An 11779-nucleotide genomic window follows, 5' to 3' on the forward strand; every position below is an offset into this window, starting at 1 on the left:
GCACAATCAGAAATACACAGGATAGCATAATGAAAAACACAAGCACCTTCACCTCGGGCATCTGGAAGCACGTCCTGCTCCTCTGCATGCTGCTCGGCTTCACCGTGCTGCTGGTCGGTGGCTACTGGGTGTACCGCGACGCTGCACCTCGTCCTGCGCAGATCGTCGATGCGCGGGGGAACGAACTTACCACGTATGACGCCATACAGGGGGGACAGGCGGTGTACCAGAGTCATGGACTCATGCAGTACGGAAGTACGCTCGGACACGGCGCGTATCTCGGACCGGATTTCACCGCCGAGGCGCTGCATATCACGACCACCTCGATGCGCGATTACTACGCGCAGGAACGATTTGGCGCCACGTTCGCTTCGCTCAACGAAGAGCAGCAGGCCGGCATCGCGGCACGCGTGAAGAGGGAATTGAAAGAGAATCGCTACGATGCAGCCACGGACCGTATTGTCCTCACCGATGGACAGGCCGCAGCGCTGCGTGCAGTGCGTGCACATTATGAAAAGATGTTCTCGGAGAGCAACGACCGGTCCGGTCTGCAGCCGAACGCCATCATCCGCACGCGTAACGCGAGCGAAGGCTGGTATCTGAAGGGAGACCAGGCGGAGCATCTGGCGGACTTCTTCTACTGGACATCCTGGCTTTCAACCACCACCCGCCCGGAAACCGGCAGCAGTTACACCAACAACTGGCCATACGACCCTGACGCAGGGAATGTGCAATCGGCAGGTTCCTACCTCTGGAGCGGTGTGAGCGCGACGCTGCTCATCCTCATGACCGCACTCATCCTCTTCCTCTGGAAGCGCTATCGTCTCGAATCGCAGGACGCCTACGAGAAATTCCCGCGCATCAACACCGACCGTCTCATGCTCACCCCGAGTCAGAAGGCCACCGGAAAATACTTCGTCGTCGTTGCCCTGCTCTTTCTCGTACAGACTGTGCTCGGCGGCTACATGGCCCATACCTATATCGAAGGCAATCTCTTCTACGGCATCAACCTCGCCAGCATCCTGCCCTTCAACGTAGCACGCACCTGGCATTTGCAGCTCGCCGTGTTCTGGATCGCCACGGCATGGATCGCCATGGGCATCTTCATTGCACCGATGGTGGCGGGACGCGAAGTCCCGGGCCAGAAAAATCTCGTCAACCTCCTCTTCTGGGCGCTGGTGCTGCTCGTTGGCGGCAGCCTGACGGGCGAGTACCTGGGTGTACGCGGCGACTTCGGCAGCTCATGGTTCTGGTTCGGTCACCAGGGCTGGGAATATCTCGATCTCGGACGCTTCTGGCAGATCGTGCTGGCAGTGGGACTCGGTCTCTGGCTTGTCATCATGTATCGCGGACTCAAACCTGCGCTGCAAAAGGAGAACGACAAGGGTGGACTGACACACCTCCTGCTTTATGCCTCGATCGCCATTCCCGCCTTCTACGGATTCGCGTTTTTCATGACACCGGGATCGCATATCACCATGGCCGACTTCTGGCGCTGGTGGGTGATTCACCTCTGGGTGGAAGGCATGTTCGAGGTCTTCGCCGTCGTGGTGATTGGTTTCCTGATGGTCAACATGGGACTCGTCACGAAGAACTCCACCCTGCGCGCACTGTACTTCCAGCTCATCATTCTGCTGGGAAGCGGCATCATCGGCACGGGACATCATTATTACTGGATCGGCACCCCGGAGCTCTGGGTTGCACTCGGCTCGGTATTCTCCGCCATGGAGGTCATTCCCCTCACCCTTCTCGTCGTCGAGGCGTATGAGCAGTACCGCTACGTCCGCGAAGGTGGCGCGCACTTCCCTTACAAATGGGCATTCATGTTCCTTGTCGCGACCGCGTTCTGGAATCTCTTCGGTGCCGGCGTGCTGGGCTTCCTGATCAACCTGCCTTCGATCAACTTCTTCTCTCACGGCGGCTTCCTGACCGCGGCACACGGACACGGCGCACTCATGGGCGTGTACGGGATGCTCGGCATCGCGCTGATGCTCTTCAGCATGCGGACGATCTCAAACAAGCGCAACGACAAACTGCTGCGCCTCTCGTTCTGGGGATTGAATGCCGGTCTGATGGGCATGATACTCATCACCCTGCTGCCCGTAGGATTCACGCAATTCATGCAGGGTATCGAACATGGCTACTGGTATGTGCGTACGCTCGACTTCTACTATCAACCCTTCGTGCACACCGTGCTCTGGCTGCGCATGATTCCCGACACCGTGTTCATCGCCCTCGGCGTCATACCCCTTCTCGCGGCTGTGTACAACATGTGGCGCAATCCCCGCACGCCGCAGCAGATAAAAGGCAAAGAGGAAGTCGGCGGACTGACCTTCGAAGAAGTACTGCGTGAAGCAGCTGAACAGCCTGCGAACGGCGGCAGCGCGAGCAAGCCTCTCGCCACAACCGATGCCTGATCAACCGCGACCGACCGGGACGAAACTGCGGTACTGCCGCTATCGTCCCATCAACCATCGACAGAAAGGTAAACCTCCAAGACAGCACAGGCGCCTCTCACTCCGGGAGGCGTCTGCGCTTTCATACCCGGAGACAGCCGCGGAAACCACGTGCGGCATAATAGGATTCCGCTCCGTTGTGATAGAAAAAGACCGTATCATAACGCCGATCGCAGAACGTCGCTCCGCCTTTTTCCCGTATCCGATCCGGCGTCCGCACCCAGCTCGATGTCTTCAAATCGAACTCCCCGAGTTGCTGCAGCTCTCTGTACTGTTCCTCGGTCAGCATCTCGATTCCGATAGCCGTGGCCACATCCATTGCGCTGTCCTTCGGCTTGTGCTGCTTCCTTGCGTTCAACGCCTCCCTGTCATAGCAAAGGCTCCGGCGTCCCTTCGGACTTTCCTTCGAACAATCGTAGAACAGGATTTCGCCTGTCGATTTGTCCTTCCCGATGACATCCGGTTCACCTCCCGTCCGCTCCATTTCCGCAAGCACCGCGAGCTTATCCGGCTTCGAATCCAGCCGCTGCAGCACCGCACTCCACTTCAGCTTTTCGTGCCGGTGCATATGACTTTCAAAACGCTGCTTCAGTATATCGAGCAAACTCTGCTGCTCTTCTTTGCGCAGTTTCTTCTTTCCAGGCATTGCGGTTTCCTTTCGCGTTACGCGTTGTGATGATGTCCTTGTGGACTGTCTGTTCGTGAGGGACTCTCCAAGTTAGGGGACGCGACGGGATTCATGCAACCGCGTCCACCCCGGGGCGTAGCTTCTTGTCTTCCCGGGAACCATTCACTATTATGAGAGTACCATACCACTATATCGGCTATGCTCTTTCGCCAGGTGGCCAGTTCCCTGAACGCTCATTTCATTTACAATCATACGGAGGCGGGATTATGAAAAACGTTGGAACTGCAGTTCTTCTGATAATTCTGATTCTGGCAGCGGTGGATTGCACTGCCCAGCAGACAATCGACGTACTGCACCTGAAGAACGGATCGCGCATTCGCGGCCAGCTCATCGAAATGATACCGAATGACCACGCCACCATACGCACACAGGATGGAAGCGAGCATGTGTACAAGTTCGATGAGATCGCATCCATCCAGAAGGAACTCGCCGGGGAGCCCACCCCGATGTTCGACGGTGCGGGCGAGTTTGAGTGGGACAGGGAAAACATGGACATCATGGATATGCCCTACTCCGAACTCGGCATTAATATCGGGACCCCGGGGGGACTCAATCTGGCGTACGGCCACTGGTTTGGAGGCATTGGATTGCGACTCTCGGGAATGATATATGGTCCATCGCTGTCAGGACTGCAGCTGAACCTCGGATTTAAACTTTCCGACACGTACCGCATGAGCCATGTACTCGCCCTTGTGGGTGGAGTATCGCATTTCGAATTGGAGGAGGAAACCTACTATTCCTCATACTCACTGATCACTCACCGCACCCGTGTCTATGACTGGACATACCTCGGTGGTATCTGGGAAATGAACTGGTGGGGATTTTTCCTTCAGACCGGACTCGCAGTGGGATCAGGAGATTTTTCAAATCCCCAGCTCATGCTCCAGATCGGATATATGTACCGCTTCCTGGATTGAGGAGCTACCGCTGTCTTTCAGAAGGCTGCAACGCGGTCGCTGCGAGACGGATGTAACTTTCCCCGCAATCACGGGTTGGGAATGACGTCACGTTCCCATTCGTTCGGAGGGCTTCCTCAATGCTGATTATCAAGCAACGCAGTTTCGGGGGAAGAGTGCTGGGCATTGCCGTTTCGCTTTTGGTGTTGCCGCTCCTGCTTTTTTCACAGGCCGCAGCACAGGAAGGCCGGTATACCGTGACCATCACCAGCGACAATGCCTACCGGTTTGGTTTCGGTGATGCGCACGGAGTGATTCCGGCCAAGGTCTCCGATGCAGTATTCAGCGGATCTGCGTCTGACATCTACGGAAGCACGGTATGGGATGTGCGCGAGCATGGAGGGGCTCTCCCGCCCCGGTATTCGAGTCCGAGATATGGGCCGGAGCGCTATACGCTGGATGGGAGCTTCGACGGAAAGTACATTTATATCGCGGCCTGGAGCGACAATGGGGTCTGGCAGGGAACGATAGCCCTGCTCAAAGACAACAGGGCCAGCGTCAGCTATGCAACCGGGCCCTCCTCCGCCTGGGAGGTATACGCAACCGGGAGAAACAAGGACAGTTATCGCCGTGAGTGGCCAACCGTTTCAGAAATGAATACCGACATTGCGCTAGCCAATGCAAAGAGCGGAAGCGCACCTGGGAGCATTGGGTGGGTCAACACCAGTGGCTGCGTGGACGGTAATGGTGGATGTCGCGGCATATTGCTGCATTGCGAAGAATTCACCCAAGCGCGTTTTTCAGGCTCTCCAGGACTGCGAAAAACATTCGGTGATGCGCAGTTCATGTGGTATCGGAATCCGGATTACCCGGATGGCAGCTGCAGCGTTGCCACCATCCCCGATTCAACGTCCGGCGAATATCTCATTTTCAGGGTTGGTCCGCTCGATTCCCTTCTCCCACCACCCCCATGCGATTCGATTGAAACACGCATCGAATGGAGCCGGGAGATTCCCTGCTGTATCGATCTGTATCTCAGCAACACAACGCTGGATTACTGGGACGCGATCCGGCTGCGTATTCTTTCCGATGAAGTGCGTTTTGATGATGTCCTGTCCCTGCCGGGATGGGCCATCGAAAGAGCACCTTCAGCCAGGGAAGTACTGCTGCATCCTCCGGATGGCACGGTCCCGGTTTGCAGCAATGAAGCCTTGATCCAGGCCTGTCTTGCTGGAGCGGAAGAACATGAGGCCCTGATGGAAATCGCCTGGCTGGCGAAGGACTTTTCGATCTGCCGTGACACTGTCTTCCTGCGTTGCGAAACGACTTCGGCTGTCGGGAGCGGGAATGCGGACGGTACTCCACAATCGTTCCGCATTGCAGGATGCCTGCCCGACCCACTCTCGGAGAACGGCAGTGTCACCTTCTTCAATGACAGACCGCAGAATCTGCGTATGGATGTCCATGACCTGCTCGGGCGGCATCGCACAACACTCTACGAGGGACATTGCACGGCAGGCGTGCATCAGGTCGGCATCAATGCAGCGAGACTCTCCTCGGGCGTCTACATTTTGCGTCTGACCTCCTCTTCGCAATCCGCCTCCCGCCTGCTGCGTATAGCCCGTTAAAAAGCCTGCGAAACAAACTGCCTTAAACGGCAAACGCCCCGTTCCTTCCGAGAAGTGAACGGGGCGTTGCAGTATCAGTCCGGATGCGCGTCACAGCCGGGGCAAGGGGGCCTACCGTTTCGGGCGGTACATGTGCGTACTGTGACCGAAGTAGGCGTCGGCTGCTTCCATGATGGTTTCCGACAGTGTCGGATGCGGATGAATGGAAGCGGCGACATCCTTTACGCGTGCGGCCATCTCGATGGCCAGTACACCTTCGGCGATCAATTCGCCTGCTCCGGGACCGGCAATACCGACACCGAGAATGCGCTCGGTTTCGGGATCCACGATGAGCTTGGTGACGCCATCGGAGCGGTCAAGCGTCGTCGCGCGTCCCGATGCGGCCCAGGGAAAACGGGCGACTTCAACCTTGCGCTTCTGCTCCCGTGCTTCCGTCTCGGTGATGCCCGCCCAGGCGATTTCCGGATCGGTAAACACCACGGCCGGAATCGCATAGGGTTCGAATACGCTTTTCTTTCCGGCAATGACCTCCACGGCAACGCGCGCTTCGTGCGAAGCCTTGTGCGCCAGCATGGGATCTCCGGTGATATCACCGATCGCGAAGATGTTCTGCTCGGCCGTGCGTCGCTGGGGATCGACGGTGACGAAACCGCGGTCGTTGACATCAACGCGGGTGTTTTCGATTCCGAAGCCCTGGGTATTCGGCTTGCGTCCCACGGAAATCAGCACGCGGTCGAAAATCGCATTCTGTTCACCGTCGCTGTTTTCGAAGGTCACCTTGATTCCGTTTTTCTGCTCCTTCATGCCCGTGACTTTGGTGTTGAGCATGATGGATTCGAAGCTCGCATCCAGGCGCTTTTTCAGATGATTCACCATGTCGCGATCAGCGCCGGGGAGGAGTCCGCCGGTCATTTCCACCACCGTGACACGCGAGCCCAGCGCGGCGTACACCGTGCCGAGTTCGAGTCCAATATACCCGCCGCCGATGACCAGGAATTTCCCGGGGATATCCGGGAAGTTCAGTGCCCCGGTGCTGTCCATCACACGATCCGTTCCTTCAGGGACGCCGGGAATCATGGCGGGACGCGAACCGGTGGCGAGAATGGCGTTCTTGAATTTCAGCTCGCTCTCACCGCCGTCATGCTCGTCGATATGAAGCGTTGTGTTATCAACGAATGTCGCGAAACCGCGGATGAAGGTGATTTTGCGGGCTTTGGAAAGCTGTCCGAGTCCACCCGTCAGCTTGCCCACCACGTTGTCCTTGAACGACCGCAGTTTGTCGATATCAATTTTCGGTTCCCCGAAGCTGATACCCCATGCTTCCGCCTCTTTCGCCTCGTTGATAAGCTTGGCGACATGCAGCAGTGCTTTGGAGGGAATGCAGCCCCGGTAGAGGCAGACGCCGCCGGGGTTTTCTTCCGTATCGATGAGCGTGACCTCCATTCCCAGGTCGGCCGCGTAGAATGCCGCGGCATATCCACCGGGTCCTCCCCCGATGACCACAAGGTCCGTGTTTTTTGTATCAGACATGTATGTGCTCCGTGATTCTTTGCTTCAACATCAACCTTCCAGCGCCATGAGCAGCGGCTCTTCCATGGCTTCCGCAATCCAGCGGAGGAAGCGTGCCGCATCGGCGCCGTCGATGATGCGATGATCGTAGGTCAGGGAAAGGGGAAGCATCATGCGGGGTTTGAATTCACCATCCGTCCACACCGGCTCGATGCTGCCGCGGGACATCCCGAGGATGGCCACTTCCGGTGCATTGATAATCGGGGTGAAGGACGTGCCGCCGATGCCGCCGAGATTTGTGATGGTGAAGGACGCACCCTGCATTTCATCAGGCTTGATTTTCTTCTCGCGCGCCTTCGTCGCCAGCTCCTGCAGCTCACTGGAAATTTCGAGGATGTTCTTCTTGTCGACATCCCTGAGTACAGGCACCAGCAGTCCCCGCTCTGTATCCACCGCCACACCGAGATGATAGTACTTCTTGTAGATGATGCGGTTCTGTTCCATGTCGATGCTGGCGTTGAACTGCGGGAATTTCTTCAGCGCAGCCGCAGCTATTTTAAGTGCGATCGCAGTGACGGTGAGCTTCGTGCCCGCCTTTTCAGCGCGCTTCGACCAGCTCTTGCGCAATTCTTCGAGATGCGTCACATCGGCGCGATCGTGCTGCGTGACGACGGGAATGGACCAGCTGATTTCCATCTGTTCGGCCGTACGGCGGCGCACCTTGCTCATTTCCTCGACCTCGGTTTCACCGAAGGCGGAGAAGTCGGGCAGTGAGGGACGAGAGACGCTGGCGCTCTGCGAAGTGGAAGCACGCTGGATGATGGACTTCGTATGCTTCTTCACATCGTCGTCGGTGATGCGTCCACCGGGACCGCTGCCACGCACCTGCGTGATGTCCACTCCCAGCTCTCGCGCGAGCATGCGCACGGACGGAGCCGCAGGAACCGGTGTGCCATCTGAAGGACCCGGGGCCGGACTGATCGGAGCCGAGGAAGATGCATCGCCGCTTTCCTGCGCCGGAGCTGACTTCGAAGCAGGCGCAGACTTCGCGGCATCATCGGACTTGTCGGAAGGCGTGGCCTTTTCCTCAGCCTCTTCAGAGGTTTCCGAGGATGCACCACCGTCCTCATCCTTTCCATCTTTTCCCATCTTTCCATCTTTCTTATCCGCCTCAGCTTTCGCATCCTCCTGATCATCAGCGCCCTTTGAATCAGCGCCGCCGTTTCCGGATTCTTCGATGATCATGATGGTCTTGCCGACCTCGGCCTGTCCGCCCTCCTCCACCTTTATTTCTTTCACTGTGCCGGCCGCGGTAGAAGGTACGTCGAACGACGCCTTGTCCGTTTCCAGCTCCAGCAGCGGCTGATCCACCTCGACAGTATCGCCGACGGAGACCAGCACCTTGACAACATCTCCCGAGCTGATATTTTCACCGAGTTCGGGCAGTTTGACTTCAGTAGCCATGAAATTCCTCAGTTATGAAATCATCGTATTCAGTTCAGAAATCATCAGGTTCTGTTATGAAACCATCGGGTTCGCTTTTTCCGGATCGATGTCGAGGTCTTTCATCGCATTCGCGACGACCTTCCCATCGAGCATCTCCTTCTTCTGCAGGTGCGAAAGCGCCGCAAGCGTGATGAAGCGGGCATCGACCTCGAAAAAGTCGCGCAACTGCGAGCGTCCCTCCGAACGGCCGAAGCCATCGGTACCGAGGGAAATGAGTCCACCCGGCGTCCAGCGGCAGATCGTATCCGGCAGTGCCTTCACGTAATCTGTTGCGGCCACGATGGCGCCTTCGACACCCTCGAGCATCTGCGAGACATACGGCACGCGCGGCGTTTCCGTGGGATGCATGCGATTCCAGCGTTCGACCTCGAGTCCGTCATTATGCAGCTGCTTGTAGCTCGTGGCACTCCACACATTCGTGGCGACGCCGTAATCCTCTTCCAGAATCTTCTTCGCCTTGAGAGCCTCATTCATGATGGTGCCGTTGGCGAGGATGTCAGCCGTCAGCTTCGCATCCTTCATCTCGCTCTTGCTGAGCATGTACAGTCCCTTGAGAATGCCTTCCTTGATATGGTCACCTTCCGGCATCGGGAGCTGCACGTAATTCTCGTTTTCCACGGTGATGTAGTAGAAGACATTTTCCTGCTCCTCGTACATGCGGCGGAGTCCATCACGCAGAATCACGGCGATCTCGTAGGCGAAGCTCGGATCGTAGGTCACGAGGTTGGGCACGGGATATGCGAGCAGGTGGCTGTTGCCATCCTGGTGCTGCAGTCCTTCACCCGCGAGCGTCGTGCGTCCCGCCGTTCCCCCGATCATGAAGCCGCGGGCCTGCATGTCGCCGGCGGCCCAGACCAGGTCACCGATGCGCTGGAAACCGAACATGGAATAGAAAATGAAGAAGGGAATCATCGGGATGCCGTGTGTGGCGTAGGACGTTCCCGCCGCGATAAAGCTCGACATCGAGCCCGCTTCGGTGATGCCTTCCTCGAGAATCTGTCCGTTGACCGCTTCCTTGTAGTACAGCAGCGAGGCGGAATCCACCGGGTCATACAGCTGTCCCACATGCGAGTAAATACCCACCTGCCGGAACAGCGCTTCCATACCGAAGGTGCGCGCCTCATCGGGTACGATGGGCACGATGTACTTGCCGAGCTCCTTGTCCTTCAGCAGCTTGGTCAGCATGCGCACGAAGGCCATGGTGGTGGACACTTCGCGGTCGTCGGTGCCTTCGTAGAATTCCTGGAAGAGGGATTCGTCCGGCGTTTTCAGCTTCGGCACGTTGGTATTGCGCTGTGGCACGTAGCCGCCGAGGGCTTCACGCCGCTCGCGCAGATACTGCATTTCCTTGCTGTCTTCTTCAGGACGATAGAACGGCGCCTCGGAAACGTCCTCATCCGAAACCGGGATATTGAAGCGCGTGCGGAATTCCTTGAGTTCCTCTTCGTTGAGCTTCTTCTGCTGATGGGTGATGTTCTTTCCCTCACCGGCTTCACCGAGTCCGTATCCCTTGATGGTACGCGCAATAATGACGGTCGGAGCATCCTCGCTGTGTACGGCGGCCTTGAAGGCTGCATAGAGTTTCTCGGGATCATGTCCCCCGAGGCGCAGACGGCGCAGACGGTCGTCGCTGTACTGTTCGACGAGATCGAGAATCCGTTCATCTGTGCCAAAGAAATTCTTGCGGATATAGTCGCCGGATTCGATGGAGTATTTCTGGCGTTCGCCGTCGGTGACCTCGCCCATGCGGCGGACAAGCACACCGTCGGTATCCTTTTCGAGCAGGGGATCCCAGTCGCTGCCCCAGATGACCTTGATGACATTCCACCCGGCGCCGCGGAAATTGGTTTCCAGCTCCTGGATAATATTGCCATTGCCGCGCACGGGTCCGTCGAGTCGCTGCAGGTTGGCGTTGATGACGAAGATGAGATTGTTGAGCTTCGCCCGGGCGGCGAGGGAAATCGCACCCAGTGCTTCCGGCTCGTCGGTCTCACCGTCGCCCAGGAAGGCCCAGACCTTGTTGTTGTTGTCCGGCTTCAGTCCGCGATCCTCGAGATAGCGGTTGAAGCGCGCCTGGTAGATGGCCATGATGGGACCGAGTCCCATCGACACCGTGGGGAATTCCCAGAAGCCCGGCATCAGCCAGGGATGCGGGTACGAGGAGAGTCCCCCGCCCTCGGCCAGCTCACGGCGGAAATTCTGCAGTTGCTCTTCCGAGAGTCTCCCTTCGAGATACGCGCGGGCATACATGCCGGGCGCCGCGTGTCCCTGGAAATAGATCTGGTCCCCGCTGAAGCCATCTTCGCCGCGTCCCTTGAAAAAGTGGTTGAAAGCGACTTCATAAATCGTCGCCGCCGAAGCGTACGTGGAAATATGTCCACCGATCCCCGCCTCCTTGCGATTGGCGCGCACGACCATGGCCATGGCGTTCCACCGGATGAGGCTTTTAATGCGGCGCTCCAGCGTGCGGCTGCCGGGATACGGCGGCTGCTCGGAGGCGTGAATGGTATTGATGTATGGCGTATTGGCCGAAAACGGCATGCGCACGCCCTTTCTGAAGGCGTACAGTTGTAAATCTTTCAGCAGACGCTGGACACGCTCGGTGCCACCGGAGGCCAGCACGTATTCCAACGACGCGAGCCATTCCTCGGTTTCAATCGTTTCCAGCTCTTTGCGTTCCTGCTCAGTCATGATATTCCTTGCGATGTGCGTTTTTTACAAATAACCGCTATCACAGGGAAAACACGAAAAATGAGGAGGGAGTTCAATTCTGAATACCCCATATTGACATTGATACCCTATTCCATTATTATGGACTCAGTTATCCGAAACAGCCCGCATTGGATGAATCCCGGCAACACTCTTTGACCTTCTCGGTCGCAGAATCCGGGAACTCCACTTGAGCGGAAATGGAACGCTGCTTCGAGGGGAAATGGCACTGGGAACGCTGACTCCCGGAATGTACATGCTCATGGTGCGCACAGCCGATGGCGTGCGAACCGGAAAGGTGGTCGTAGCACGATGAAATCACTGCTGACAGACATGTTATCCGCACGCCCCACGTGACAGATGTCAATTCCAACCGGGCCGGGCTTA

8 protein-coding genes are annotated in these 11779 nt (G+C 57.3%); 4 read left to right on the forward strand and 4 right to left on the reverse strand.

All coding sequences use genetic code 11. The features are described 5' to 3' along the window. Nucleotides 1-29: 29 nt before the first annotated feature. Nucleotides 30-2417 (forward strand): nitric-oxide reductase large subunit, encoded by a 2388-nt coding sequence (locus KQI65_10885; GenBank protein ID MCB2205244.1) that lies wholly within the window; start codon nucleotides 30-32, stop codon nucleotides 2415-2417. Between the two features lie 121 nt (nucleotides 2418-2538). On the opposite strand, the gene KQI65_10890 is transcribed toward KQI65_10885, so the two are convergent. Then, nucleotides 2539-3102, reverse strand: coding sequence for a DUF4256 domain-containing protein (locus KQI65_10890; protein MCB2205245.1), 564 nt, complete (start codon nucleotides 3100-3102; stop codon nucleotides 2539-2541). A gap of 248 nt (nucleotides 3103-3350) precedes the next feature. On the opposite strand from KQI65_10890, the gene KQI65_10895 reads away from it, so the two are divergent. Both KQI65_10895 and KQI65_10900 read left to right on the forward strand, forming a co-directional pair. Beyond that, nucleotides 3351-4061, forward strand: coding sequence for a hypothetical protein (locus KQI65_10895; GenBank protein ID MCB2205246.1), 711 nt, complete (start codon nucleotides 3351-3353; stop codon nucleotides 4059-4061). Nucleotides 4062-4180: 119 nt separating this feature from the next. Continuing rightward, on the forward strand, nucleotides 4181-5668 hold the full coding sequence (locus tag KQI65_10900) for a T9SS type A sorting domain-containing protein (protein MCB2205247.1): 1488 nt from the start codon (nucleotides 4181-4183) through the stop codon (nucleotides 5666-5668). 111 nt (nucleotides 5669-5779) lie between these two features. Here KQI65_10900 and lpdA read toward each other — a convergent pair whose 3' ends face one another. Genes lpdA through aceE form a run of 3 tightly spaced genes read right to left on the reverse strand, consistent with a single transcriptional unit; the run spans nucleotide 5780 to nucleotide 11374 of the window. Next, entirely contained in the window at nucleotides 5780-7198 is a 1419-nt protein-coding gene (gene lpdA / locus KQI65_10905; GenBank protein MCB2205248.1) for a dihydrolipoyl dehydrogenase, read from the reverse strand. A 30-nt stretch (nucleotides 7199-7228) separates the two neighbouring features. Then, nucleotides 7229-8641: a 2-oxo acid dehydrogenase subunit E2 gene (locus KQI65_10910; protein ID MCB2205249.1), complete on the reverse strand. Its 1413-nt coding sequence runs from the start codon at nucleotides 8639-8641 to the stop codon at nucleotides 7229-7231. A 54-nt stretch (nucleotides 8642-8695) separates the two neighbouring features. Further along, nucleotides 8696-11374, reverse strand: a complete 2679-nt coding sequence (gene aceE / locus KQI65_10915; protein MCB2205250.1) for a pyruvate dehydrogenase (acetyl-transferring), homodimeric type — start codon at nucleotides 11372-11374, stop codon at nucleotides 8696-8698. A 157-nt stretch (nucleotides 11375-11531) separates the two neighbouring features. On the opposite strand from aceE, the gene KQI65_10920 reads away from it, so the two are divergent. After that, entirely contained in the window at nucleotides 11532-11708 is a 177-nt protein-coding gene (locus KQI65_10920; protein ID MCB2205251.1) for a T9SS type A sorting domain-containing protein, read from the forward strand. The last annotated feature ends 71 nt before the right edge of the window (nucleotides 11709-11779 follow it).

It is taken from the genome of bacterium, assembly GCA_020444325.1.
GTDB lineage: Bacteria > Bacteroidota > Ignavibacteria > SZUA-365 > SZUA-365 > BM516.